Genomic DNA, 26,947 nt, shown 5'->3' with positions numbered 1-26,947 from the left:
GCGCCGCCGAGGCGTGACGATCATTGAGTCCCTGGCGGCTGCCGCGCTGCTCGTCATCGGCGTGTCGTCCTCGATTGCCGCGATCGGCAGGATGATACGGACCGAGGTCGACGTTCGCGAACGCGAAAAGATCCAGCGCATGGCTTCGGACATCTACGACGAGATCTACGGAACGGGCGATTACGCTCAAGCGCCCCTCAACGGGACCTTTGAAGACCGAGGAGAACCGGACTACACTTGGTCCGCCAGCGTGGAGCCCAGCGGTGTGGAGAACCTCCTGACGATGACCGTAACAGTCAGCAACACGCGAGACACCAAGCTCGACACGACGGTCACCGGGCTGATCTACCAAGCACCCACCGAAACGACAGGTGCGGGGGGCGGCCAATGAGCGTACGCAGCAGGCGCTCTGGCATGACCCTCTTCGAGCTCATCATCTCGATGGGAATCCTCTTGCTCGTGGGCATTGCGGCGACCTCTTCCTTCAATGCTGCCGTGCTGTTCCAGACCGAGGTCCGCCCTCGTATGGAGGAGGCAGATCGTTCGCGAGTGGTCGAAAGCAAGCTTCGCGAGTACCTAGCAGGCGCCTATTTGGGCCAGGCGTCAACCCAGCAAACCGGCTCCGGCACCACCAACACGGCCTCGACCGCGGCGACCTACTTCATCGCTCAGGCAACCGGTGAGAGCAACTGGACTGCTGGCCTAGGGGACCTTTCCGACACCCTTGTCTTCACGTCTATCGGGGTCGGCCATTCCAGCTCCTACGATGCCGCCGAGGACGAGTTCGCTGCCTTAAATGAGCTCTATGGACCCCAGGGCGGGGTCCTGGAGGTGGCATTCGAGGCCTCTCCCGTCGGCGACGCCGGCGACTTGACCGGACCTTTCTTGAGGACCCAGCGACCCGCGGACGGCGACCCCACCCAGGGCGGATGGGAGCAGACAGCCGATGCCGCCCTGGTTGGGTTGAACTTTGAGTTCTGGGACGGCACGACGTGGGTTCAGGAGTGGGATTCCAGCCAGATGCAGCCTCCCAGGCTGCCGGCCGCGGTCCGGGTGTACTACGAACTGGCCGAAGAGACCGGAGTCGTTCGCTCTTTCGTGGTCAGGCTTCCCCATAGCGACGTGACCCCGACGAATCCGGCGGCGACGATGGGAGGCGCTCAATGACCCGGCAGCGCGGCTCGGCGATGATCCTGACCATTTCGATCCTTGCCGGTCTGGTGGCGCTCGTGGCTTCGTTTGCCGCCTCCGAAGCGGCGGAGATCAAAGCCCGGACCAACCGGGTCGAGAAGCTTCGAGCCGAGCTGCTGGCGGAGTCCGGGCTGCAGCGCGCGCTGGCCGAGCTCTCGATACCTATGGAGAACCCAGCCTCGACGACCCCCCAGGACGCCTGGGTGCAGCTCGGCCAATACGGAAACAACCGCTTTCTGATGGATGGAGGCAGCTTCCGAATTGAGATCGTCGATGCCTGCTCCCTGGTCAACCTCAATACGGCCACCGAAGACCAGCTTTACCGCCTGCCGCTCACGACCGAACAGATCGACAGCCTGCAGGACTGGCGGTCCAACGACGACACTTCGCGCCCCGAGGGCGGACGAGACGAGTACTACAATCAGCTCTACGAGCCCTATAACGCCGCACTTACGAACCTTCAGACAGTAGATGAGCTGCTCCTGATCAAGGGTTTCACGGGTCCCACGCTCTACCGGCAGCCGACCGAACAAGTGAACACGCAGTACCTGGCGGGCACCCAGCAGGAGCTGCAGCCCGTTCTGGCCCAGCTGGTCACGGTGCTTTCCACGGCGCCGGAACTTGGCGGCGCCGGCGCCGCAAAAGCCGACATCGCCACGGCAACGGCTGTCCAGCTGGTGCAGCTCGGCGTTCCCCAGGGCCAAGCCCTTGCCATTCAAAACGCTCGTGGGGGGTTCCAGAAGCTTGGAGACGCCTTCAACGTGCCCGGCATCGACGTCAACACGGCAACCATCCTCCTCGATAACTTCCAGTTCGGTGCGAACCCGACACGCGACGGCAAGATCAACCTCAACACGGCTTCCGAAGCGGTGCTGAACACCATTCCCGGATTCACGCCGGACGTGACCCAAGGTGTGCTTTCGGCGCAACAAACGGGGCTCACCTCCCTCGGCCAATTCGCAAGCCAGCCGGGGGTGACCATGCAACTGCTCGCCCAATGCGCCGACATCCTCACGACAACGACCCAGACCTTTCTGGTGCGCGTCATCGGCCCCTCCGGCAGGACGAGCACCGCCATCGAGGCACTGGTCTCCGTGGCCGAGGGCACTGTGGCCCTCATTCAGCGCAATCGGCCCGCCTTTGCCGACCCAAGGAGCTTCTGGAATTGGAGCCTGGAACCCGTCAGCGATATCGACCTTAGGACCTCCTTATGAGCCGCAACCCCTACCTCCAACAACCCGTCGTCGAGTGGTCTCCACTCGGCGCCCGTTTCGCCGGCGGAGCGTCCTCTGTAACCTCTGGGAAGTCGGTCGGAGCCCTTGCAGGCTTGCCCCAGTCGGGAATGGTGGTCTTGGCTCTCTCTCGGCGAGCGGCGTTCATTCGGCCGCTGAGGGTTCCCAACGCCTCGGCGGACGAAGTTCAGCGAGCGATCGGGCTCCAGATCGGCCAGCTTTTTCCCCTAGCGGGCAAAAATCTCACGTTTGCCTTTCGACTGACCTCGGATGTGACCGCCGAGGGCCGGCTCGCGATTGTCGCCGCATGTGCCACCGAAATCCTGGAGAAGGCGCGCGCCGAGCTTGCCGACGTAGGGCTCCACCACAGCTTGGCCGTGCCTACCGCGTTCGGTTCGGCACAGATCGCCGCTTCGGAGGGCCTTTCCGATTGCGCCATTGTCGAGCGCACCCAGGAAGGCATCGCCATCGACATCGTTTCTGGTGGAGAACTCCGCGCGACCCGGGTCATTCCCGACACTTCGGATCCCGAGGAGATCAAGGGCGAAGTCTGCCGGACCTTCACCGTCGCCGGGATCAAGTGCGGACCGATTGTGGCGTGCAATGGGCTTCTGCTTGAGGGCGCGGACCGCTCTCTGGCCGCGAGCCCTCTCGGGTTTCTGGCTGCCGGTGGAGCCACGAAGGTGGGCGTACACCTTGAGCTTCCCGAAATCGCGGCCCGCAAGTCGCAAGCTCAGACTGCCCGCAAGTCCAGGCTTTCGATGCTGGCCCTGGTGGCGGCGGTGGTTTGCCTCGCGGTGGCGGTGACCGGGCGCATGAACAAGGTTCGAAGGGTTCAGCAGTCAGACTCGGCTTATGCAACGCAACTCAAAAAGCTGAACCTGGAAAAGTCGGCGGCCATTTCGTCGGGCCGCAAGCATGGACAGACCGCCGCAGTCCTGAAGTCGGCGTTTGAACCGGCCCAATACCCATCCGAAGTGCTTCGGCTCGTGGCGAACTCGGTGCCGAAGGACGTTTGGATCACGGGCTTTTCCTTCGATCGCGGCAAGCTTTCTTTTGTCAGGGGGTCCGCCGTTCGGAACGAGGCTGTGGTCGAATACCTGGATGCCTTGACTGCCTTGAGCGATCCGGAGACCGGCGCGGCGCGTTTCCGTGAGGTCAAGATCGCTTTTGCCAACAACGGCAAGATCGAGAACGCCGCCATCGTGAACTTCTCCATTCAGCTCTTCCCCGTCGGCAACGTGCCGATCGTTGAGGGCAAGGCCGCAAAGAAATGAAGAACCCCTCGCAGCTCTCCACTTGGAACGCAGTCCTTTGGGCCTCCGTTGCCGTCATGATCGGCTCGCTGGCCTTTGCCCAGTTCTATCCCTCGCCCAGGCCCAAGAAGACCTCGACACGAAAGAAAATCGAGCTTGCCAACACGCGTTCCGACATCAAGAAAGCGAGGGCCCAGGCCGTAAAGGATGAGGAGCTCTCGGCAAAGTACTTCTGGCCGGGGGACGCTAAGAGGGCGGAGGCCGAGGCGATGGCCATGGTGACGCGGATCGCCAAGAGCCACGAAGTGGGCCTGGGGGCCTTTCGCCCGCAGAAAAGCACGGAGGATTCGGGCCTGCGAAGGCTGCCTTTTTCGGTCAGCCTCGAAGGCTCGTTCACGGACGTCGCAAAGTTCCTGCAGGACCTGGAAACTCCCGCCAACCGATTGGCCGTAAGGCTGGTGCAGATCTCGGCATCGGACGGAAAAACCAACCACGTGGCCGCCAGCCTGGGGTTAATCGCTTTCCAGAAGATCGAGACCAAGAATGCGGCAAAGAAGGACCCGGCCGTTCCCGACCGGAAAGCGCCGACGAACGGGCCAAAAACGGAGACTTCCGTACGGCCCACGGACCTATGACCGGGAAAAGGGTCCCATTCGCGCTGATCTGAACTAAAGAACAGTAAACAATTGACTAGAGAACACGTTTCTACCCTTCAGGAATCCCATGGCTAAAGTCAGTCGCCCCGTCCTCTACATGTTGGTGCTCGCGGCCGGAGTGTCCGCCTATACCACCATGGGTGGGCCCGGCAAGAAGAGCGGTTCCAACCTTAAGCCGTTGAACCGGGTGAGCAAGAAGCAGAAAGCGGAGCTCTTCACCAAAGAAGACTACAGCGCGCACTTTGCGCGCTTGGACAAGGGCGTAAAGGACTCCTTCACTCCGCTCGTGGCCCGGTCTGGAAGCCAAGACCTGATGGGTCCCGACGTGGTTCCCGTAGACTTTGCAGCCGGCGACCCCAACTGGGTCTTCACGGGCACTTCTGAGATCGATGGCCACGCCAGCGCGCTCCTTGAGAACAAAGTCTCGTTCGAGAGCGAATTCGTGCCCTTGGGCCAACGTTGGAAGAACTGTACCGTTCATCAAATCGAGGAAGGCAAGATCACCCTCATCGGGCGCACCGGGCGCCGCGTAGAGCTTCGGCTCATCGACGAATTTCAGCAAATGGCGTCGGCCGGGGGCGCCGGAGGAAATCAGCCGGTGAATCCGGCGCTTAGCGGACCTATTGGCCGCGGCGTCGCCATCCGGCCGGAAGGGACTGGCGCTTCGGCGCAATCACGCAGCACTCAGGAGCCAACCAATGCGAATTAAGCTTGGCATTCTCATCATCATCGCCCTGATCCCCGTGATCGCGGGCGCGCAGTTCACGTGGGGCAACGACGTGGGAGGCGGGTCCGAATCCGCCTGGAAGCAGTTCAAGCTGAATCCGAAAACTCGGATCAAGCTGGACTTCCGCAACGCCAGCGTGGACGCCGTGCTGGCAACGTTTACCCGGGCTTCAGGCATCACGATCATCAAGGACCCGGCTTTGACGGGCGCCTTCACGCTCACCAGCGCCTCGCCGATCTCGCTCGACGACGCCTTTCAGATTCTGAACACCACCCTCAGCCTGAGGAACTTCGAGCTGAGGAAGGAAGGCAATCTGATGGTTGTCCGCAATAAGCAGAACCGCGGCGATCGCGGCCAGGGTGGCGGCGTACTTGACGCGAACGCAATGAAGGCCATGCAGGACATGATGGAGAACTCGAGGAACGACCTCAAGGTCTATCCCATCAAGTACGCTGCGGCCTCGCAGATCGCCCGCGTCGTCAATGAGGTCTTCGCGTTTGGCGACCCCATCCAAGACATGATCAACATGATGACCATGGGCTCAATGGGCGGCGGCATCAACATGGGCTCGATGCCCACGATGGGCGGCCGACAGCCAGGCGGTTTTGGCGGCAACACCGGCGGACGCGGAGGTTTCGGCGGCAACAACCAGGGCCGAGGCGGATTCGGCGGCAATACCGGCGGCTTTGGCGGCCGTGGAGGCTTCGGAGGCGGAGGCTTTGGCGGCATGAACTTTGGCAGGGCCAGCACCGCTTCAGTTCGAGCGTCCTCCGACGACTATAGCAACACCGTCATCGTCAACGCCCCGCGCAACATGCAGAGCCAGGTCGAGGGCCTGATTAAGCAGATCGACAAGGAGACCGACACGCCGCAGACTCCCAAGGTGTACAAGCTCCAGTACTCCATCGCGGACGACGTGCTTCCTGCAGTCCAGAACGTGCTGATCTCCAACGCGCCCAAGGGCCGGGGCTCCGCCGGCAACCAGAACGTGCCGTTCGAGCAGCGCATTCAACAAGCCTTCCGCATGGGTGGCAACGCGAACGCCGCGTTCGGTTCCGTTGTCAGCGACGACCGCACGAACACCCTCGTGGTGACGTGCACCGAAGAAAACCACAAGCTGGTGGATCAAGTCATCAAACAGCTCGACGTGGAAGTCAAGTTTGAGCCGATGGTCCAGGTGTTCTCGCTCGAGAATGCGCGCGCCCAGGACGTCGCGACGATCATGGGACAAGCGTTCGGTCAGCGTCAGGTCAACGGCCAGCGCATGGGCCAGAACAACCAGAACCGCACCAACACGCAGAACAGGAACAATCAGAATCGCAACAACCAGAACCGTAACAACGGTACTGGTGGCGGTCTTGGAGGCGGGGAGCCTGAGCCCTCCGCCTCCTATGACCCGGCGAACCCCAACGCCGAGCTGGACCTCGCGCTTGAAGATTCGGAAGCCAACTACGGCGAGCTGATGACCGCCATCAACGTCGCTCAGGGCGGCTTCCAGATCTTCGGCGGCGGTGGTGGACAACAGCAAAACCGCAACACGCAGGGTTCGGCCGCCGTCCAGCAGATTCGAGATGCCCAGGGCCGGATCGTGAACGCTCGCGACCTCGCCGGCCAAATCTCCGTTATCCCCGACCAGAACACCAACAGCCTGATCATCGTAGCCTCGCCGGAAAACATGGACCTCATCCGGCAAATCCTGGCCTCGCTTGATCGCATCCCGGAACAGGTCTTGATTCAGACCATCATCGTCGAGGCCAACATCGATGCCTCGCAGAAGTTTGGCGTCGAATGGAGCTACTCGCAGACACGGCCCTTCGGCACCCCCGGCACCCAGGGCAACGGCAACACCAATTTCTCGCTCCAAAACCAGACCGTGCCCGCCGAGGGATTCCGCTACACGCTTTCCGGGGGAGCGCTGACCGCTTTCCTGAACGCCATTCAGACCGACGACAAGTTTCAGGTGCTGTCCACGCCGCGCATCTTCACGAGCAACAACTCGGAAGCCACGATCAACATCAGCCAGCGGGTCCCCTACGTCCTCAGCACGCGCGAAGACCAGAACGGGAACCTGACCTTCACCTACGCGTTCCAAGACGTCGGAATTGTACTGACGGTGACTCCGCGCATTACAAGCAATGGCTACGTAACGATGGACATCACGCAGACGGCCAACGACCTCCAGGGCTTCACGTCCTTCAATGCGCCGATCATCAATACCCGCGAGGCGGACACGACGGTTTCGGTTAAGGATGGTGAGACGGTGATCCTCGGCGGAATCATCCGCAACACGGTCAAGTCGACCGTCAAACGGGTCCCGCTGATCGGCCAGATTCCGATCCTTGGCGAACTCTTCAAGAGCACGAGCAAGGAAAACACCAAGACCGAACTCATGGTCTTCCTGAGCCCGCGCGTGGTGCGAGACGAGAACGAGGCCCGCAAGCTTCGAGAAGAGCATGAAAAGCAGCTTTCTGCGCCTACGATGGGCCAGGTGAAAAAGCACGTGCCCCCACCCACCGAAAACAAGCAGACCGGTGGCGGCGGAAACGGCTCCGGAGGCTAGTTTCACGGTGCAGAGCCTTGCTGGGGCGGGGTCTTCCCTATCGGAAGGCCCCGTTCTTTTTCGGCCGACTTGTCGAAATTGGCTGAAGTTTGCTGAACGGGTCCAAGAACGGTTCGTCAAGTCCTTTTGCTAGGCAACTGCCTGTCGCGTTTGCACAAGTGGCGAATCGGGCGGCATGGCGAGGCCGGAGGAGAAAACACCATATGAACAGGATCATGGTAACGACCAAGCTCGTTGCGGCAATCGCCGTTGTGGCCTGCGCGGCGTTCGCAGCCGCCCAAGGCGGGGGCGGAGGCGGCCAAGGCCGCGGGGGCGGTTTTGGGCAGAGGGGCTTTGGTGGAGGAAACGATCAGACGGGATTGCAGCTTCTCGGACGTGCGGACGTACAACGCGACGTCGCAGTAACGGCTGAGCAGAAAGACAAGATTACAGCTCTGCAGCAGGAGATGCGCGGAGGCGGATTTGGCGCTGGCGGCGGCGGTAACCGTGGCGGTGGCGGAGGAGGAGGAGGCGTTGGCGGCGGTGGCGGCCAGGGCAACTTCGACCAGGCAGCCATGCGCGAAGCCATGGCCAAACGCAACGCCGAAATCCTTGACAAGCTCGGCAAGATCCTCGATGCGAACCAAATGAAGCGCCTCAAGGAGATTCGTATCCAGCTCGCCAAGAACGGCGCGATCACCCACGCGGACGTCGCCAAGGACCTCGGCGTCACGGAGGCCCAGAAGACCAAGATCGCCGACCTGCAGCAAAAGCAGCGCGAGGCGAATATGTCGCTTCGGCAAGAGGGCCTGGGCCGCGAAGAGATGATGGCGGCGATGCAAAAGAACAATGAAGCCCTAAACACCGAGTTTGGGAAGCTGCTCACCCCTGAGCAAGCGGCCAAGCTGAAGGAAATGGGTGGCAAGGAGTTCAAGGCCGATCCCCCACAGGGCGGCGGCGGACGCTAAGTCCAACTCCACAGACTCTCTGAACTCCCTGCTTCACAAGAAGCAGGGAGTTCTTGCATTTGGGAAGCTAGAACGGCCAAACAAACTTCAGAGTGAGCGTAGGCTTGAATTTCGCAGCATTCGGGTCGCCGAGTATCACGAACCACTCGTTGCCTGCAAATCCGCTGCTTCGATAGGCGACATAGCCGTTCGACTTTCCATCCGTTTGGACCCAACGGCCAGTGATCGCGCGCTTGGCATCGAACTCCCAACCGATTGTCCCGATATACTGCCGGCTCCCTTCCGTAAAGTCCTCGATGCCCACCGAGAGACCCGCGTCAAGTTTGCCGACCAGGCGCCTCGTGACATCAAGCGAATAGTAACGATAGGCCTTGCCTCCACGTGTGCCCCAGGTTTGGCCTATCGAAGCATTGCGAAACCGGTTCTCGGGGTCAAACGCAAAGTAGAGGCCGCTGACTTTGTCCGAGATTCCTTCATAGGACCGGTTCTCAACGGAGAACTCGAGCTGGTTCTTATCCCTCGTGGTCAACGTGCCGAAGAAGTCATAGCCTTTCATCAGTGACTTCCCGGTTGAATACCGGTCGAAGTCATCTGCGAAGAAGGAAACCTCGACTTCCTTCAGCCATTGGCCGTTCCACGAGTAGCGGTACTCGGTATAGAGCCAGTTGCCTTTCTTGTCGCCAAACTGGATGTAGCTTAGCGCTGGATCGAAGTTCTCGGTGATCGTCACCCTGCGCAAGCCGAGAAAGAACTTCGGGACCGTGTAGCCAATGCCATAGGACCCCGCCGAACCGCCCGCTTCAGTATCGGTCTCGCGCATCGATTCGAAGTTCAACTCGTAGTTGCCGAATCTCCGATTGAAGCTTCCTCCAAGCACCGTATCATCCCTGCCACCGCCTTTGTGGACGGTTCCAAAGATGCCGGCGTCACCACCGTTCGGCAGAACGTGCCTAAGGTTGAAGACGGCGTTCTGCTCCCCGCCAACTCCCGTCGTGGCCAGAGCGGAAAGGCTGATCTTGGGGTTTAGCCTCCCGTAGACTTTGGCGCCGGCGTCGAAGTCGCGGATGCGCCGACTATAGAAAAGCCGCCCGACGCCATACTGCTCGGACAAATAGAATTGCCCGGACCCCTCCGCGAAGAACGGTCTGGAGTCTTCGAGATACCGCTCGGATCGCGTGAACTGCGCGCGCTCGACCTGCTGTTCGACGTTTTTGAAATCCGGATTGAGGGTCCCGATGATCGTCATCTGCGGGCTCGGCTGATACTTGATGTCGAGGCCGATGTCGCCCTTGACGGTCTTGGAATCCTTGTCTGCCTGGCCGAGCGCGTAGCCCAAAAACAGCGGCTTCGGTGCCGGAGGCTTAGGAGGTTGAACTCCTTCCCAAATGCCCTCATACTCGCCCCGGAAGTTGGGGCCCATGTTGCTCCAGATTTCCCGGTTGCGGCCCCTGCCATAGAACCGAACGAAGTTGATCGACATCTTCGAGGCGTCGGAGGGATACGTTAGGACGGTCCAGGGGATTCTGATTTCGGCCGTCCAGCCATCGGCTACGCGGCCGACTTTTGCATCCCACTCCCCTCTCCATTCTCGCTTTGCGGCTCTCCCTGACGAGATGTCCTCCGAGCGAGTCCCAATGGCATTCACCAGGAAGCGGTCGACGCTCTCGCTCTGGCGAGTGAAGAACGGGTCGATGCGTACCACCACCGAGTCCTCGCCGTCGAGGCTCGCGCCAGGCCTGATCTCGCGCGCGATGATCTGCTCTGGGTTTCGATCGTGACAATAGAACGCGATGTAGAGCGCGGACTTGTCGTAGCCGACATACACCTCGGTCGCGTCTTCGGCGGGTTTGCCGCTGAAGGGGTCCCAGAAGCCATCTCCTCTGGCTGCCTTTGACCACTCCCCTGAACTCAGCGTTCCGTCGATGGTTGGTGGCGTGGCCAACTGAACGGCAGGCATCGTCTTTGCCGCCTGCGCGCTCGCCAAGGAAGATAGTATTGACGCGGCCAGCCCCAGCCACCCAACGCGGAAAGCTCTCTCGCCCATAAGAACCTGATAGGTATACGCAAGGATACTACTTTTCAAGTTCCGGCCGCCAGCATGGTCTTGAACCGAAGATGGCTCTGGGGTACCATTTGCGAGCTTGTGAATCGAGCTACCTGCCGTGCCGCGACATCCGGCGCACAGGCAATCGATTCAGTGGCGCCGCGGCCTATGCAAGTCCCTGAGAGCTGCCAAAATGAATATGGCGGTTTCTCGGGACGTGAACTCAGGGGTGCAGACTTAAGAGGGTCATCCGCATCGTATATGTTTAGGCCAGAAAAAGCCGACGTAGCTCAGTGGTAGAGCAGCTGTTTCGTAAACAGCAGGTCACCGGTTCGAATCCGGTCGTCGGCTCCAGTTTTTTGAACCTAAATGACCCACTTTCCGCACAGTGCAGAGGGATGTTGCTTCTGGGATGTGTGCGTATAGTGTGCGGAGTGCTTCAGGATACGCCTTCCAGAGGCCTAATCCACTCTTCCGAGGATTTGGCTGGGAAGCGCGTAGGGTGGCCAATGCGGGTGGCCGAAATCTGCCCTCCATGGATCAACTTGTAGGTAACCGTGCGGCTCAAGCCGATCCTCTCAGACACTTCCCTGATCCTCAGCAGGCGCTTGTTTTCTGGAGTGACGTCGACAGCTGAGGAGCTCACCGCCGACGAAGCCGCCTCCTGCTGGCCCAAGCGGCAGAGGGTTGAGATGTGACGGACGAGGTGGCCCCACACGTTGAACTCCCCTAAGGAGGCGTCGAGCTCTCCACTTCACGGTGAACGACCAGTTTTCCCCTTCCGTTAGGATTGGCTGATCGAAGAGCATTCAGCTTCCTGATTTGGGCGGGAGCCTCACGGCATCTCCAGCTTGGAAGTCGGAGCCTTCCAGGATGGCGGCAATGGAGAACTTGGGGTTCAGCGTCTGCACTCGGCACTTGCCTAGGATTTTTGCAGTTTCTTGGCCTAACACTTCGCCCGATTGAGGGTCGACGATGGGGCGGCCAGGACGGAACACCTCCAAGACGGTGCCTACCGGAATGTTTGATTCCGATCCGAATGCAAGGTACAGCAGCTTCGCTTCTTCAGTCTCGGACACGAGCGCAACCCGTGACTCCCACGGAACACGGTCGAGCCTGGCACAGACCTTCTGGACTCCATCACGCACAGCAGCCCTCATCGCCTTGGCGATCGGACTGTCCTCAAAGGTCGTTTGCTTGAAGTCGATTCCTTCGAGCTTAAAGCCAAGGGTGCTCGACTTGGCGCCGACCTTTCCGATTGCCTGAACCGAATCGAGGATCAAGCCCGATTCGATGTCGATGACTTTCAGGTCGATGCCCACGGTGGCCACGAAATTCGCCGCGCCACCCACAACATCTGCAAGGTCCGGGATGGCAATGCTGCTGAGCTTCTTCCTGAAGGATAGTTCGGTAATTGAACCTTTCAAGAGGACTTGCGCACCTAGCGCTTTGGCTTGTGGCGCTTCTCCTTGACTTTCTGTTCCGGCTCCGCCCCGTGCTCCAATGGCCTTAGCGAGGTCTTCGTCGTCCTTCTTTTCATAGACGAGGAAACGCTTCGACGCGATGAGTTCCGTCACCAACATGTCCGCCACGCCGGCGCCCAGAGTATCGGTCTGGGTAATCGTCACCTGTGTGTCGGTTGTCCCCCCGGAGGGCGCCGTGGCTGTAATGGTCCACTTGTCGATGGCCAGCTTGAAGCTGGCGACAACAGCCCTCTTCTTCGGCCCAGTGAAATCGGGCAGCTTGGCGGGCGCGCTTCCTTGTTGAAGAAGTAGGGCGGCAGCAGGCAGCAATAGGATCATTTCTGGCTAGAACCTCGAGGAGTATCCGACAGCGAAGTATGGGGAAGCGCCATAGCCCTTGTAGAAGGAGCTGCCCGTGAGATTTAGGGCGGCGAACTCGAGGCTGCCTCGCTTGAGCGGAGTCTTGACGACGACGTTAACGCTCGATAAGGATCCGACTCTTTCGAGGTGCAGTTCCTTGGTCATGGTGGCCTCATTCAACCGATAAGAGTATTGGGTTTGAGGTCCCATGTAGGACCAGAACACTGCGATTGACGTCGATCCGGCGGCGAAGTCGAGGGTGATTCCCCCCAGGCGATCTGACGTGTTGGACAATCGCGTCCTGAATCCGCCACCTCCAGTCCCGATCGTTCCCTCACTCTCTTGCGCAACAAAATAGGCACCCAACTCAACTTTGGAGGACACCGTGTGAGCGTATGTCGCTTCGACACCTTGCACACGGCCTTGAGCCATTGGAAACAGATCGAGCGACGCTTGCTGCTGAGGGTCACCTGTCATGAACAACCCGCTTGAAAACTGCTTCCTGAAGCCACCGATTCGAAGGGACTTCCCTTCGGAAGCTATGAGATCCAAGTTCGCGAACACCTCATCTTGCTTTTCAAAAGCCGAGAAGACGCTCGTCGTGCGGTTGACCGTTAGGGCAGAGTTGAGAACGCGGTCGATCGTGTTATCGCCAAGAGGTCTTGCACGAAGATCTTCAGGGTAGAGGACAGTCCCGGCTCGATTCATTGTGGGCTTTGTGCCAATCCTGAAGTACTTTTCACCCGAAATCTTGAGGGCAAGCTCCCCCGAAAGCAGTCCATGCGTGTGACCCCCGATTTCCTCCACCGTTCCTCCGAGGATCAAGCGGCTTCGTTGAGATAGGTCTGCTCGATAGACGAAATAGCCATGGGAGATTCTCGTGCTTCCCTTGGGAAACACGTCCTCGAACGGCTCGATCGCGGGGCTCAACACAGACCAGCGATCAACCACGCTTGTTCCTCCGCCAAGGGTCCACGGTCCGCGGTCCCAACGCCCCTCCGCCATCCATTGCCGCTGCTCGATGTTGGGGACGAAGAGACTTCCCGCAGCGGGCCGCAGATCCGCTATGGCCTCGCGCCGGTTGAGATTCAGCGTAAAGTCGCCAAAGCGCCGCTGCCATCCCAGCATCCAATCCTCGTAGCGAAGCGCCGCCCCCGGGGTTGACACGAAGAGGGTGTTCGGCGGCCCAGGACGCTCACTGTCTAGCGTCCGGTAGTTTCCATAAAGGGTGCCCAAAGCGCCATCGGCCGATAGCTGCGCCTGGACGGCCGTGTTCTTTGCTTCGACCTGCCCGCCAAGCGTCTCCGAGACCCACTTTCCGCTCGCCGCAACCGCGCCCGAGCCTCCAAAGGACTGCACGTTTCCTTCCACTACACCTGCCCCCTTTGGACCCAAGTCCCCTTGCAGATCCGATGTGCTGAAGGGCTTGGAATCGACGACAACTTCGCGCCCAAACCGATAGGCTTGCCAGCGAGATCTCTCAGCAACTCTTGACCGCGAAGCCGAGTCAGCCCATTTGGCCCTTGCCATATGGACATAGGGCTCTTCAGGCCTCTGAAACTCCGCCTGGCGAACGCCGCTCCATGCCTTGTCAAGCTGTCCCCGAGCGGTTTCGACCTCAATGTCCAGTGTAAGCCTCCTAAGAGAAGCATCACCCATCAGCTGTGCTTGCCTGATAGCAGTGAACGCCGCCGCGTGCCTTCCAAGCTCAAGCTGAAGCCAGGATCCGTTGATCCAAGGGATCGGACTAGTTAGGTCATTCACACTAGCCAGGTCGATCTTGGTGACAGCCTCTCGAAACTTGCCTTTAAGAGATAGTTCGATGCCCTCGTTATTGAGCTTTCCCGCATCTGTTCCCTCCATCCGAAGGGGTTTGATGTTTTGTTGGCCGAGTGCCAGTGCCGCAAGACTCCAGGCTCCGACACAGGCATGCTTTCGTACTCGCTTACTCATAGTTGCCCTTCCATCGGAAACGCCCGCTTATCCCGCGGCTTATAAACCAAGAGCCACTCGCATTGCTTCGAAGTAGTCGTAAGCACCCTTTGCGTTAGGATGACAAGACGCGCTCGAGTAGCCAACCCGCTTACGGTCATCATCTGTGTCCTCGTTGATTCTCAAAGAGTGGGTGTTCACCGCGTCGATGCGTGCGGAGATCACTTGGTCAATTTCATCTGGATCATGGGCGAAGTTGAGAGAGTTATTGTGGTTGTGGCCACACTTCTTGTGAAGCGACGGTTCTGGACTCCAAACGTGTCGATTCTTGCCCGTCCACATGGCAATGCTGTTCACGTATTTCTCTTGCTCAGCGGTAGTGACCGGGTAAGGATTGGCAAAGAATGCGCGAGGCGATGCCAGGCCAACGTTGACACTGGATATCGTTTGCGCGATCCTTTGCGAGGAGTATTCGTGCCACTTTTCGGCGTTCTTTACCACAGTGTCACGATTCGTGTCGTTATAAGGTGCGCCACCGGCGAATCCCTTCCACATCTCCTTCTGCAGGTACCAGTCGAGGAGTTCAAACTGCTTCAGCTTTCCCCAATCCGTATCCACACTTACCGGCCGATGATAGGCACAGACCACGATTTTGGAGGTAGGCATCTTCTGGAGTGCAAGCTTGAGGCATGCGGTAAGGTGAGTTCCAAGGTACAGGTCGGCCTTCGACTCTATTGTCGAGAAGGATGTGCCTGGGTTAAAGATGTTGGTCATTCCAAAGTCATTGATTCCTGCGAACATGACGACAAGGTCGATGTACGGAGCGAGCTCGCCTTCGTGATCAGACAATTGCTTCTTGATCGAAGGGAACTTCGTCGGCACCTCGCCATCGATTGCAGCCTGCTCCTGACTTTGCTGACTGTCCCAACCGAGGATGGCGCCTGTGTGAGCAACCACGACACGACTGAGTTGCATTCGGCCAGGGTTGTTTTGGCTGAGGACGGTGTTCTTAATGTGCTCTGCCAGCAAGTAGTGGTGCTTTTGGGAGTCGGCAAGGCCGGTTCCCCAAGCCATCGAGTCACCGACAACCAGCATAACATAGTTGTCATAGTTTGCCGAAATCTGGTTGCTTCGTTTGTTTTCTGGGATCGATCTCACCTCAAGCTTGACCGGCTCTCTTGCCTGGTCGCCACAAGCTTTGTTTGCTGGCCTAACCACGCGCCACTTGACTTGGGTGGCATTGACATACGTTAGGCTATTGGCGTTGTTTTCGTCTAGCGAAACATCGGCGGATTGACCTTCCCAAAAGGCGAACACAGACATCGTTGGTGTGAAACCACTGCCCGTCAGCGTAATCGTGTCGTTGGGTTTGGCGCGTAGACCGTTAAGAGATGGGTCCAAGACCGGCAACACGTAGAGCGGTGTTGCCGTTGAAGATTTCACGCCGCTGTTACGCACAACTTGGATCGGAGCCTTTGCCCCATCGGAAGCTGGGACCATGAAAGTGAGGAGACTGTCGTCCAGCGGATTGTTGCCCCCTGAGATGAACACCGTCTGACAAGGCGCCATCTGCCCGTTGCATCGAATGTAAACGGTGTCCCCAGGAGCGAAGTTCTTGCCAGTAAGCGTGACCTGATCCCCCTTCCTGACCTCGTACGAAACCTGATTGCTGCCGGATACTTGCCCGATGAGGGGCTTCCAGAGCTCTCCGGCATAGTCATTTGGCGAGATTGGAATCAACTGAACCGCATCGGTGCCCGCGACCGTGCCAGCCTGCCCAGCGGCACCTGGATTGCCCGGGTCGCCCTGCGGGCCGCCAGCACCCTTTCGACCTGGGCTCTTATTGGTAACACCGCTAATGCCGTCGCCACCATCACCCCCCTCGCCTCCGGCGCCCGCGCTGCCCTGGGGACCACCGGCACCGCCTTTGCCTCCGGAAACCTCGAAAGTGTAGCCCTTGCCACCGATTTGGAGGATTTCGGATGGTGGCGCAAAGATCCGAACTCGGCCGCCGTTACCGCCGGTGCCGCCGTTCCCTCCGTCGCCGGCGCGCCCTCCCTTTCCACCTGTTCCGCCGTCGAATCCGTTGTTTGCGAGCCGCTTGGCGTTAAGGCCCTTTCCGCCTTTGCCTCCCGGGCCACCGTCACCTCCGGGGCCGCCGTCTTGGCCATCCTCACCGCCGGCGTCGATGATTGGATTGGGTCCTTCGGCATCAAGGGTCCAGAACTCATATTCGGGTCCGGGATCATTCTTGAATTTGTCGGGGGTGTGCAGGCCCGATTGGCCGGCGCCTCCAGCAAAGCCCGGCTTTCCGGTGCCGCCCTTCTCAAGTGTATTTTCGTCAATCTGAGCACCTGGTGCGGATGGGGTTGGCGAGGGCTTGACCAACGGTGTCACAGGCGTTCGTTCATAGGTGAACTGCACGTTTTGGCCAAAGGTGATCTTGTCTGCGATCAATACCAGCCGTTCATGTGGGTACTTGAGTACGACGGTGTAGTTGTCTGGGATGTTTATCTCATGCGCAACCCAATAGGCAGCGTTCAGGTCGATCGTCAGACCCTGAGCCGTGTTGCCTTGCTGGGATTGCTTGAACTGCCCGAGCCTTGTTTGAAGCTGTTGGGGCGTAATGACCTCTAGCGACGTTCCGGTCCCGCTAAGAGACTGCCAAACCGTGCCGACTCGCTGCTTCGCTCGAGCATACGGTGCCGCCTTGCCGCCAGACCTTGCAGATGGGATTGCCAGCCCGCCCTCCGCCAGGATTGTCGTCAACCCCCTAGCGCTTTGAGAAAGGGCTCCGAGGTTCAACGAGCCCAGTTGACTAAGATCGTCAACTCCGACAAGGCGCAGAACAGCGGTTCGTTGTGCAAGCCGTTGGCGCTCTTTGGACAAGGGAGCCTGGCGAAGAGAAGCTTGGTCATTGCGCGGACGGAGCTGGGAACCCGATCCTCCAATGGCGCGCTGGTGGCCCACAAGAAGTGCGCTTGTCGGAGTGGCGGCGAAGATGAAGGCTACTGAGACCCATGTCGAGACGAGACTTGGCCTGACGCGTGCCCTATTGCTGCCAGTTCTTCTAGATTCGACATTCCTGCATTCAGTGTTTCTCATAGGCGTCATCAGCAGATCAGCTTGGATTCAGGGAGTTCCTGGAATCTGCATTTCGTAGCCTAACATTGGGAGCGTGACGGAAACGTGACGAAGTCCGTCACGCAGCAGGAAGTGAAACGACCCATTCAATCCGGTTTGTGAGAATCGCCGATACGCCCGTTCACAGACCCGCAAACGAGAACCGGGGGCCGAAGCGCATGGGATGCGTCGTGAATCGGTGTTTCAGGCCCACGGTGCCACGGTTTGGAGACTGAGTGGAGTTCATTTGGGGGCCCAGAAGGTTTTGGACGCCATTCACCTAGGCGGTGTAAACGAACCTACCGTGGCCGAAGGTCGATGAACTCAGGGGTTCCGCCCACGCAAGATAGACCTAGCAGCGATCAACGAGGTCCTGACGTAGGACTCTGTTCTCCCCCTCATTGAGCGCGAGTTGAAAGATTGGCAAAAAAACTGTTGCCCCAAAGGATGCGGCAGAGCAACGTCGACCAACAGCTATGGCGATGAGGTTGGCTAAGGTGAGAGCTCCCATTCGCTGCTGTGTCGAACCTGGCCTCTACGAACCCGGTTCTCTCCATGGTGGGGCTTCATGGTCGGGCCTTCGATACCTCGGATGTCGACCGGTCGGGCAATCAAACCCGAACGCATCGGGTAAAAGGCATCGGCATGTGGCAGATACGAATGCTGGGGCGATTCGAAGTGTTATCGCCTGATGCAGTGCAAGCCTCGTTTCGTTCGCGAAAGGCTGCCGCATTGCTGGCTTTGCTGGCTCTGAACAAAGGACGAGAGATCGCGAACGCCACTCTGCGAGACCTGCTCTGGCCCGACTCGGATGGTGACCGTCAGGCTCAATGCTTGAGAAGAGCCATCGCCGACGTGAGAGATGCCATCGAAGTCGGAGTCGAGCGCGGAGCATACATGAGCACGGCGCTATCGAAGACGATACTCTCTACGAGCGCTTTCGAAACTGATGTGGAGAGATTCCTGTCGTTACTTGAAGGTGGCCATCCGGATCAAAGCGAGAACCTGCGCGCCACAGAAGCGATTGCTCTCTATGGCGGGCCACTCCTCTTGCCAATCGAAGCCGATTGGGTCTATCCATACCGCCGTCAACTTGAGGAAGTCTTCTGCAAGACTGTTGAGAGTTTGTGTTTGAGTCTGGCTGGCAGTGGACAAGGCGTCGAAGCCGTCCGCATTGCTAACGCGGCCATCGTCTTGGCACCCCAACGTGAGGAGGTGTTTCGAGCTTCTATCCGAAGCTATGCCGCTATTGATAACCAGGCCATGGCCCTGAAGCAATATGAGGCTCTGGAGAAGATGCTGGACGACAACTTCGGACAGACGCCATCGATTGCTTCGCTGGAGGCCATCGAGGCCCAAGGGATGACTAGACCGGATAAGTTCTACACGTCATCTACTGGTATCGAGACATTGCGCCCCGAGTCAGTCGATCACCTATCGGCGGAATCGCGGTTCTATGTGGAACGAAGAGCAGACCAAGTCACAAATGCCTCCCTGGCTGCGGGAGAGCCCGTGGTGTTGGTTTTTGGTCCACGCCAAGTCGGCAAGACCTCGCTTATTGCGAGATCTTCCGGACGGCTCCGCGAGAGGGGCGTGAAAGTTGTCGTCACAGACTTTCAAACGCTCGGCAAGACGGAAATTGCCCGGGCTCCAGCCTTCTATCGAACGCTTATCCACTCGTTTGCGACTCAACTGGGATTGACCTATGATCCTTCTTGGAACGAATGGGTCGGGCCAAACTCGAACTTGGATCAGCAGATTGACAATTGCCTGCGTCAAACGGATGGACGCGTGTGCTGGGCCATGGACGAAGTGGACCGCGTTTTTGCGACGGACTACGCTGACGATTTCTTCGGCCTCGTAAGGAGCTGGCACAACCGGCGCTTGCTGGAGCCCGAGGGACCTTGGAAACGAATGTCAATACTGATCAGCTACGCCAACGAGGCCCACTTGTTCATCAAAGACATCAATCAATCGCCATTCAATGTGGGAACAAGGGTCAGCTTGCGCGATTTCACTGAAGACGAGGTCAGAGAACTTGGCGCCAAGTACGGGGCACCTGTCAGCCATCTCTCACCCTATGTTTTTGAGCTCACTAAGGGCCATCCTTATCTTGCTCGCAAGGTGTTTTCGTTCCTGCACCAAGGTGGATCGATTGATGAGCTTCGCAGCAACATAGCTTGGGAGGATGGACCCTTTAGCGACCACCTCCACAGAATCCTAGCCGAGGCAACGCGAGACAAGGACACCGAGGACGAGGTGAGAAGGCTACTTCAAGGAGAGGAGTTCGCTTCGAAGACAACTCGGTTGCGACTCTGGTCGGCTGGCCTCGTATCGCTGGCAAGAGATGGACGCGTGGAATTCCGAGTTCCAGCATACGAGACGCTACTTCGAACCACGCTTCTGTGAGGTCCGCCATGGCAGGCTGTTCCACACTCGCACTCCGCCGTCGGGCTGCAACTGAATGATGCGTCGACCATCAACCGAAAACTGCGCAAAGCCGTTCACGGGCAGCCTGAACAACTCTTGACCCGTGCCACTGTCCCAAAGGCGAGTCGCGTTGTTTGCAGAATGAGTAAGAATCCGATCGCCATCCGGCGAGAAGGATAGCTTTGTGATGAAGAATGGGGTGGAAAGCTCGCCAATCAGCCGTCGTGTGTCGAAATTCCAGACGTAAACCACCCGGTCGCCTTCCCTTTGATCGCTTGTCTTGCCTGCAAGGCGCCTTGTCTTTGGAGCGTATTCGAGGAGATTTACGGTCTGCGCTGGGTGCTTGAATTCAAATGAGCGGCGTCCAGTTCGAACGTCGAAAATCACGGTTTGCCCGTCTCTGACCCACCAGGCCGAAGCGAGGGAGGCCACAAGTTGCTTGCCGCCATTCACAAAGGTCATGCACAACACTGGCCGACCTGGATCCCACTCGTTGATGAGCTTTCCGGTTTGAGAGGAGTAGATCTGGACCTTCCCGACGGTCGCGACATAGGTTGCGAACTGTGGGGTTTCCTGGTCGAAGGCGAACGTGTCATTGAGGTCGACGCCGTTCGAGTCCTCTGGTTTGTGGATCGCTCGTGGTTCAATGCGGGCGACCAAACTGAGTGACGTCGAATCCAGAAGCGCAAACCTGCGATCCTCTGTGGCGACGAATAGCCGCTTTGCCCCGCGCAAGAAATCGATGCGTGTCGGCTTTGAAGAGAAGATCCGGTTCCGAGCGGCCTGCTTTAGAGTGAGTCCAGAGACCCGCTCGATGGTTCCGTTGTTCCGAGCAAGGAAGTACTGGTCGCAGCCTTGGGCCAGCGATATCACGGCAACCTGCTCTGGGTTGGCGATCGGCACCACCTTTGAGTCGCCGGTCAAGAGATCCCTGGTGGCCAACCTACGATCGTCGAGAACCGTCAACAGCGCCCTCCCTTTTGCATCGACAGTGGCCTGCGTCGCACGTGTTCCAGGTTCCAAGTAGGACTTGGTTCCTTCTTCCGGAACGGCATTCCAGGTTCTTAGGAATCCTCTGCCGTCCAGTGCCGCATATCCCGTGCCTGAGTTCAGAAAGGCAATACTCCTGATCGCCGCGTGGCTTCCGTACAATCGTGACACTATCTTTCCGGTCTCAACCTCAAACAGGTACACGATCCCGTCTTCACATCCCACCAAGACTCTCCTGCCATCATCAGAGAACCGCAGGTCCGTTACGGTGCGCTGAAAGTCAGGCAGAGCGCAAATCCTACGGTGCCCCTGAACTGCTCGTATTTCGACCTTGACGTTGTGTCCCCAGGCTGCGTACATCTTGCCGTCGGAGCTCACCGTTAGGCCATTCCCGTAGTTCGCCCATTGCTGATCGGAAGGAGCTGAATCCAGGAGTTTGCCGGCACGATCCCAATGTCGAACTTCGCCGACGTTGTCCTTTTCGGTCGCGAAAATCCCGATGATGGAGCCGTCGGGAAGGATCCGGGCTGCTCGCGCCTCTACGGGTCCAGCATAGGCGCAAATCAGCTTGTCCCCGTCAATCGTACGAAGCTGAACAGCGTCACTCGTCTCCGGCTCAGAGATGAGATAGAGTCGTCGACGAGGTTCCAAGTCGAAGATCGTAGAATAAGCTCGATCCTTTGTCAGTTGTTTGTTGGTCTTCGCATCAAAAATGGCGCTGCCCCGCGTCGATTCGACGCACATCACGCGATAGTTGCCACTGCGGAACTGTGGTGTTACTGGACGGCTGATAGGGAAAGAGAGAGTTCGAACGTATCGGCCAGACCGGATTTCATAGACGCCGACTTGCGTGACGACCGAAGGGTCTCCATTGGCCCGGGACTCGATGACGCTCCACTTGGTGAATGCGTCTTCCCGCGTACCGTAGTGCACCGCTAGCGCGAAATGCCCCCATTCCCAACCACGATTCGGGTTGTTCTCGGTTTCCTTAATGATGCTTGGAAGCTCGGTCCACCGATTGATCTGGAGTTCACTTTCGGCAGCGGCGATCTTCCCGATATAGTCGGAATAGGTCAGGTCCTCAGTCTTCTTCCGGAGGCTTACAAGCGCCTCTTCCTTCTCTTGCGAGAGACGCAGCAGTTCACGGGTTTGAGTTTCCAGCCTGCTCAAGGCACGCTGGCGCTCGTCTGATATCTCCGTAAGCTCGGTGTTCCTGAGTTTGAGGTCCTTAAGGGCTTGTTCTCTTTCTCCGGCAGCCCGCTCAAGTTCCCTGCTTTGCTGACTCAGGGCAATGTTCGCCCTTGACTTGTCGCGCGATAGCCTCCACATCGCGACAGCAACACTTGATGTGCCGATCACGATTGCCCCAGCGACCAAGGCGGTCCGTAAAACCGCAAGCCTCGCCGCACCTCGAACACGTCGTGATTCGGCGTCTGGCAGGCTTTGACGCCGCCACTTCTCGTTGAAGACGATTCGATAGAGCCGATTTCGTACAACCAGTGTGTGTCTATCTTCAAGACCAACTCCAGCGAGTCGCAGAGTGGCCACGATTGGGTTCTCTGCCGACTTCTCAACGCTTTTGTTTCGTAGGAGTTTGCCGTACAGATCAAGCACCTGTGCACGACTTTCATCAGGAGCAAGGTCTGGCAGGTTCGGCTCGAGAATTCGTCGCTCCACATCGGCGAAATTGGGCTCACTCTGCCTTGATTCGGGTGATAAGAAGACTGCTCGCACCAAACGGTCTACTGCTCCAGGGGACCGGATTGACTTGTCTGCCGCGATGTGGCTGCAGAGGACCTGAGTGAGGTAAGGGTGCCCGTTCAGCCAATAATGGACCCTCGCGATGAGCTGGGCACCATCCCTCTCCGGAGTCTCGAGCTCTGCCCCATAGCTGCGGATTTCCTCGAGCCCAAAGTCCGAGAGTTCAATGCGTTGCCCTACGTTAAAGGGGGTTACTTCCGGATTGCGGATGAGTTGACCGGGTGTTGCGACGCCGACCAGACAGAAAGTCAATCGTTGGAAGGATTCGGATTCCGAACGACGGTTGTAGCAGTCGCGGATGCCAGCAAAAAACTCGTCGGTCGAAAAGGGCAATGCGCGCACAAAGTCAATTTCGTCGATAAAGAAGACAATTGGGCCGCTTGTATTCGCTAACAAGACCTCGTGGAGAGTACCGATGAATCGCGCAAGGGGTCCGACCATTTGGTGCGCTTGCCAGTAATCAAAGAGTTCTTTCGAGTTTCCCAGCTGTTGTCCCACGCTGACCAGGATGCCTGCATACCACTGGTCAGGTGTGACGTTCGCGCCAATCCGCTGGAGATCGAGCTTGATGGTCGTCACGCCTGCTTCCTGCAGCTTCTCGATCGTCCTTGCAACCAGCGACGACTTTCCCTTTTGGCGTGAGTCGAGGAGGTAGACGTACTCGTGCGCTAGTAGCGCCGACAGCAACTGGCGGTCTGCTGCCCGCTCGATGTAGCTTGGCGAAGCTGGATCTAGCGTGCCACCGGGCCGAAAGTAAGGTCCCTCCTGATCCATCTGAGGTCATGTTACTAGAGCAACCGTGACGACATTCGTCACGGTTTGGTCACACTCCTTGGCGCAAGCTGACGGGTAATCGCCAAGCAGGCAACGCTGAACGGGTTGCCGCAGAGGAACGCACATGAACCTGAATCTCAGCTTGCTTACGCTTTCGCGTTCAAAACTCCGGGGAGTTGGAGTTTTGTCTGTGGTTGCCATTCTCCTTTGCGCCGCTCACGCCACGGGCAGGCAAGGGGAAGAGGTGCTGATGCTGCTGGGCGACTATTCCTCCCCTAAAGGCTTCGACGTCTACATCAAGACGACGGATCGAACCAGCATGGCTGGCCCAGACTCCGGCTCCAAGTACTCCAGCGGAAGCGGGGACATCTATGTTCGTGCGTTTCAAAAGGAGAAGAAGGTTGGCCGCATCAACTATTCCCAGCTCCTTCACAGCTCTCAGGCGCAGAGCCCCATCAAAGTCACCGGCGGTACCTACAAATTCACTGCCGACACTCAACCCATAAAGGGAATCCTGCCTGGGTCCGTCGGCTTTACGATCAAGAAAGATACGGTGCTGTCTGTGATGCTGCGCAAAGTGCAGCAGACGGACGTGAGGTACCTGAGATTTGAGGAAACAACCGCCAATTCGGTGGCATCTGGCGGCCTGGAAGTCGCCCTGAACATGTCGTCCGACGATCCGGCGAAGCCTGGACAGGTCAAGGCTCTCATCAAGACTCTGGACATTGAAGAGGGGGGCACCTTCAAGACGGCCGTGGGATTCCAGGCCAAGGACGTCCAGCTGCTCTATGGAATTCGAATCGTCGATGGGTCCTTCACCGCAAGCTTCGAGCGCAGCGTCCAGAACAACACGCCGACTTCAAAGTTCTCGGTCGATGGTGCCAACGCACAAGTTACCGTAGCGATTCCGCTTGGCGATCTTGCTCTCAAGAAGGGTGATGAGCTCTGGGTGACTGCAAGCGGCTTCTCGATCGATGAGGAAGGGCAACCATCGTGCGCAAACTTCTCGCTCAGCCTTAACAACGACAGCGTCCTCTATGCCTCAACGGGACTTTTCAATCTCGCTCCGGCGAGGAAGCTGCGTGATTGCCTCAACCCGTCGAACTTCGGCGTCGAGATCAAGGGTGCGACCGGCAAGATCACCAATGGCCTCGTTACCGGAACCATCAATCTCGACTGGGTGCTGCCGGTAGCTTTCGGCACGAAACCCGAAGGCGACCCGAACAGAGGCAGAGTCAAGATCAGCGATATCACGGTCACTCTTTCGGCGCCCGTCAATACTTCGCAGCCTTCCATCGGGAAGCCGAACGTTACCATTACCTTCCCACCACAGGCTTCGGCCATCGACGTCTATTGGAAGAAGTTCCATCTCAGTATTCCCGCGCCAGCCAGTGGCAGCGGGCCCAACGTCGCCCTCGACCTCGACCCAAACGCCAAGGCGTTCGATCCACCCACTGGAAAGGGCCTCGACTTCATTGCCACACCAAGCTGGATGGGCCTCTATATCAAGAAAGCCACGCTGGAATTGCCAGACCAAATCGGAACCATTGGGTTCGACAACTGCGTGCTCGATTCGGCCGGGATCAGCGGGTCTGTGTCGTTGCAAGGCAACCCAACGACCCTCAAACTGCCTGGGTTGAACTCTCAGAACACCGGAGTCACGAGCGTCTCCATTTCCTTTCTCAAGAACGCCATCACAGACTTCCGGGCCGACGGATACATCACTCTCACCAACCTGAGCAATACGAAACTCAACCTGAGCGCCGGCCTGACGAATACCGGCACGTACTTCTTGACGGTAGACCCTACCGATCCCGTAACGATCCAGCAGCTTGGCCTCCAGCTTCAAATCGATAAAGGCAGTATTCAGTACACGAATCAAGTGGCGACGTTCCTGATCACAGGAACTCTTGGAGTGCCGGACAACACAAACTTCGCCGCTCTCAAACAGCTCAAGGGTTTCGTGGTCACGTTTCAGGACGTAGGTATCGACACCAATGGGGACTGGGTCGGCGGCCAGATTGGTGTCGACCTCCCGACGCCAAAGACCATAAGGTTCGGACCAGTCGCCATCCTGGTCGACAAGTTTGCACTAGGTGCAGGACCCAGCGTGACTCTGACGGGCGGCGTGTCAATCGCCAGCCTGCCGGTTTCAGGCGGCATTGGCTTTGACGGGCTAGAGATCAATGGCGGCTCAGGAACTCCAACGGTGAGCCTGAACGGGCTGACGGTCGATATCGACGTACCGAAGGTTGGGAGGATCTCCGGCTCACTGAATTCAGAGACCATCACGTCAACAACGGGCTGGGTCGCTAAAAACCAACCTTGGACCACCTACTTCAACAGTGCCGGAAATCAGCCGGTCAACATGATCAAGGGAAAGGTCGACCTTTTCCTTAACTGTTTTGGGCCCGCTGGCGCAGGCATAGGCATCGACTTCCTTGCTTCGAAGGATGGCTGGTACGTGGGAGGCACGGCCTCCATTTCGACGGCAATCAAGCTCGGCAACACGGGCCTCGAACTTCACAAATTCATGGGGGCGATTGCGAAGAACATCCTTCCCAAGGACACGACTGTGGCCCAGATTGGCGTTCCGGCAAAAGACTACGACATCGTGCCTCGCCCACCTGGAATGAACCAGCCCGACGCATGGATTGTGAGCGCGGGGGTCGGGGTTCGAACCCTTGACCAGTACACCCTCTGGGGCGAGCTCGTCCTAACGGCCTCCTTCGGCAACGGATTTTGGATCGACCTCGACGGCAAGTGCTATCTCCTGACGGCGGCAAACCCGCCTGCCCAGGACCGGTTGATTCACGGGAACATCCATTACGATGCGGCCTTGAAGGAGTTTCTTGCCAGCCTAAGCGCGGACCTGAACTTCCCCACCAAGGCAAACCCAGTCATCGCCGCGAACGGCACGTTCCGCCTTCAGATCGATGAAAGGCAGATTCACTTCCAGGCGGGCGACGCCTTGAGCGTACCGGACTTCGGCCAGCCATCCTTCACAAACCCCGTGTCGGTCACTGTCACGACGCCAGTCGGCCAGGCCTATGGCCAGTTGGGAATGGATGTTCTTCTCAAATACGGCCCCGATACGGACCACAAGCTCGTGGGATCTTCCTTCGACCTCAAGTTCGGAATGATCGTCGGGATGCACTTTGGCGCGGAATTCGGCTGGGAAAAGCTCAATGTCGCCGCAAGCGCTGACATCACGGCTTGGTGTGGGCTCTACGTCTCGAAGAAATCAAGTGGAACCTCGCTATCGGGTGCACTCGGCTTCAGCGCTGCGGCAAGTTTCACAGGAACGCTTGGCCCCATAAACGTCGACGTTAGCGGTGGAGTCGCCGCGGTCGTAGGCGCCAAATACGTGGAGGGCGTGGGTTTCGCCGCCAAGGGCCGCGCCGATGCGTGGCTTTCCGTTGGCCGAAAAGACTTCTCTCTCCACGCTGACTTCGAGGTTGGGACCCCCGGAGTGTATTGACTTGTCTAGCCTCCAAACAC

Annotated in this window: 17 protein-coding genes and 1 tRNA gene; 12 read left to right on the top strand and 6 right to left on the bottom strand. The window is 58.4% G+C overall.

Translation table 11 applies throughout. The features are described 5' to 3' along the window. Positions 1-13 precede the first annotated feature (13 nt). The 8 genes from HZC36_04495 (at position 14) to HZC36_04460 (ending at position 8,569) form a co-directional block, all read left to right on the top strand. Entirely contained in the window at positions 14-391 is a 378-nt protein-coding gene (locus HZC36_04495) for a hypothetical protein (GenBank protein MBI5706230.1), read from the top strand. Next, positions 388-1,167, top strand: coding sequence for a prepilin-type N-terminal cleavage/methylation domain-containing protein (locus HZC36_04490; GenBank protein ID MBI5706229.1), 780 nt, complete (start codon positions 388-390; stop codon positions 1,165-1,167). The genes HZC36_04495 and HZC36_04490 overlap by 4 nt, the downstream gene beginning before the upstream one ends. Continuing rightward, positions 1,164-2,405: a general secretion pathway protein GspK gene (locus HZC36_04485; protein MBI5706228.1), complete on the top strand. Its 1,242-nt coding sequence runs from the start codon at positions 1,164-1,166 to the stop codon at positions 2,403-2,405. Before HZC36_04490 ends, HZC36_04485 begins: the two co-directional genes overlap by 4 nt. Then, a complete protein-coding gene (locus HZC36_04480; protein MBI5706227.1) occupies positions 2,402-3,700 on the top strand; it encodes a PilN domain-containing protein in 1,299 nt (432 codons plus the stop codon). Before HZC36_04485 ends, HZC36_04480 begins: the two co-directional genes overlap by 4 nt. Further along, positions 3,697-4,314 carry a type 4a pilus biogenesis protein PilO gene (pilO, locus tag HZC36_04475; GenBank protein MBI5706226.1) on the top strand — a complete coding sequence of 206 codons (618 nt, stop codon included), beginning with the start codon at positions 3,697-3,699 and terminating at the stop codon, positions 4,312-4,314. The genes HZC36_04480 and pilO overlap by 4 nt, the downstream gene beginning before the upstream one ends. 88 nt (positions 4,315-4,402) lie before the next feature. Continuing rightward, entirely contained in the window at positions 4,403-5,044 is a 642-nt protein-coding gene (locus HZC36_04470) for a hypothetical protein (GenBank protein MBI5706225.1), read from the top strand. After that, positions 5,034-7,622: a hypothetical protein gene (locus HZC36_04465; GenBank protein ID MBI5706224.1), complete on the top strand. Its 2,589-nt coding sequence runs from the start codon at positions 5,034-5,036 to the stop codon at positions 7,620-7,622. The genes HZC36_04470 and HZC36_04465 overlap by 11 nt, the downstream gene beginning before the upstream one ends. Before the next feature lie 203 nt (positions 7,623-7,825). Then, on the top strand, positions 7,826-8,569 hold the full coding sequence (locus HZC36_04460; protein ID MBI5706223.1) for a hypothetical protein: 744 nt from the start codon (positions 7,826-7,828) through the stop codon (positions 8,567-8,569). 67 nt (positions 8,570-8,636) lie between these two features. Here HZC36_04460 and HZC36_04455 read toward each other — a convergent pair whose 3' ends face one another. Further along, positions 8,637-10,613, bottom strand: coding sequence for a carbohydrate binding family 9 domain-containing protein (locus tag HZC36_04455; GenBank protein ID MBI5706222.1), 1,977 nt, complete (start codon positions 10,611-10,613; stop codon positions 8,637-8,639). Positions 10,614-10,892: 279 nt separating this feature from the next. On the opposite strand from HZC36_04455, the gene HZC36_04450 reads away from it, so the two are divergent. Next, positions 10,893-10,967: transfer RNA gene (locus HZC36_04450), tRNA-Thr, on the top strand. An 85-nt stretch (positions 10,968-11,052) separates the two neighbouring features. Here the strand turns inward: HZC36_04450 and HZC36_04445 are convergent. The 4 genes from HZC36_04445 to HZC36_04430 all read right to left on the bottom strand — a co-directional run bounded on the left by HZC36_04445 (position 11,053) and on the right by HZC36_04430 (position 17,137). Next, positions 11,053-11,259, bottom strand: a complete 207-nt coding sequence (locus HZC36_04445; GenBank protein MBI5706221.1) for a helix-turn-helix domain-containing protein — start codon at positions 11,257-11,259, stop codon at positions 11,053-11,055. A gap of 163 nt (positions 11,260-11,422) precedes the next feature. Continuing rightward, positions 11,423-12,415 (bottom strand): hypothetical protein, encoded by a 993-nt coding sequence (locus tag HZC36_04440; protein MBI5706220.1) that lies wholly within the window; start codon positions 12,413-12,415, stop codon positions 11,423-11,425. A 6-nt stretch (positions 12,416-12,421) separates the two neighbouring features. After that, on the bottom strand, positions 12,422-14,389 hold the full coding sequence (locus HZC36_04435) for a hypothetical protein (protein MBI5706219.1): 1,968 nt from the start codon (positions 14,387-14,389) through the stop codon (positions 12,422-12,424). Between the two features lie 39 nt (positions 14,390-14,428). After that, positions 14,429-17,137, bottom strand: coding sequence for a hypothetical protein (locus tag HZC36_04430; GenBank protein MBI5706218.1), 2,709 nt, complete (start codon positions 17,135-17,137; stop codon positions 14,429-14,431). Between the two features lie 45 nt (positions 17,138-17,182). On the opposite strand from HZC36_04430, the gene HZC36_04425 reads away from it, so the two are divergent. Next, on the top strand, positions 17,183-17,383 hold the full coding sequence (locus HZC36_04425) for a hypothetical protein (protein MBI5706217.1): 201 nt from the start codon (positions 17,183-17,185) through the stop codon (positions 17,381-17,383). Between the two features lie 753 nt (positions 17,384-18,136). Further along, positions 18,137-19,900: an AAA-like domain-containing protein gene (locus HZC36_04420; GenBank protein ID MBI5706216.1), complete on the top strand. Its 1,764-nt coding sequence runs from the start codon at positions 18,137-18,139 to the stop codon at positions 19,898-19,900. Here HZC36_04420 and HZC36_04415 read toward each other — a convergent pair. After that, a complete protein-coding gene (locus HZC36_04415) occupies positions 19,877-23,446 on the bottom strand; it encodes an AAA-like domain-containing protein (GenBank protein MBI5706215.1) in 3,570 nt (1,189 codons plus the stop codon). The genes HZC36_04420 and HZC36_04415 overlap by 24 nt on opposite strands. Positions 23,447-23,636: 190 nt before the next feature. Between HZC36_04415 and HZC36_04410 the strand changes: the two genes are divergently transcribed. Then, positions 23,637-26,927: a hypothetical protein gene (locus HZC36_04410; protein MBI5706214.1), complete on the top strand. Its 3,291-nt coding sequence runs from the start codon at positions 23,637-23,639 to the stop codon at positions 26,925-26,927. Positions 26,928-26,947 lie beyond the last annotated feature (20 nt).

Source organism: Armatimonadota bacterium (assembly GCA_016223145.1).
In the GTDB taxonomy this organism is placed as follows: Bacteria; Armatimonadota; Fimbriimonadia; order Fimbriimonadales; family Fimbriimonadaceae; genus Nitrosymbiomonas.
The sequence above is the reverse complement of the archived record's forward strand: the minus strand, read 5'-3'. Positions and strand labels throughout refer to the sequence as shown.

Coding starts and splice junctions, on each gene's coding strand:
- HZC36_04455 (MBI5706222.1), bottom strand. CDS start 10,613: ATGGGCGAGAGAGCTTTCCGCGTTGGGTGGCTGGGGCTGGCCGCGTCA.
- HZC36_04420 (MBI5706216.1), top strand. CDS start 18,137: ATGTGGCAGATACGAATGCTGGGGCGATTCGAAGTGTTATCGCCTGAT.
- HZC36_04435 (MBI5706219.1), bottom strand. CDS start 14,389: ATGAGTAAGCGAGTACGAAAGCATGCCTGTGTCGGAGCCTGGAGTCTT.
- HZC36_04415 (MBI5706215.1), bottom strand. CDS start 23,446: ATGGATCAGGAGGGACCTTACTTTCGGCCCGGTGGCACGCTAGATCCA.
- HZC36_04460 (MBI5706223.1), top strand. CDS start 7,826: ATGAACAGGATCATGGTAACGACCAAGCTCGTTGCGGCAATCGCCGTT.
- pilO (MBI5706226.1), top strand. CDS start 3,697: ATGAAGAACCCCTCGCAGCTCTCCACTTGGAACGCAGTCCTTTGGGCC.
- HZC36_04480 (MBI5706227.1), top strand. CDS start 2,402: ATGAGCCGCAACCCCTACCTCCAACAACCCGTCGTCGAGTGGTCTCCA.
- HZC36_04440 (MBI5706220.1), bottom strand. CDS start 12,415: ATGATCCTATTGCTGCCTGCTGCCGCCCTACTTCTTCAACAAGGAAGC.
- HZC36_04490 (MBI5706229.1), top strand. CDS start 388: ATGAGCGTACGCAGCAGGCGCTCTGGCATGACCCTCTTCGAGCTCATC.
- HZC36_04485 (MBI5706228.1), top strand. CDS start 1,164: ATGACCCGGCAGCGCGGCTCGGCGATGATCCTGACCATTTCGATCCTT.
- HZC36_04465 (MBI5706224.1), top strand. CDS start 5,034: ATGCGAATTAAGCTTGGCATTCTCATCATCATCGCCCTGATCCCCGTG.
- HZC36_04470 (MBI5706225.1), top strand. CDS start 4,403: ATGGCTAAAGTCAGTCGCCCCGTCCTCTACATGTTGGTGCTCGCGGCC.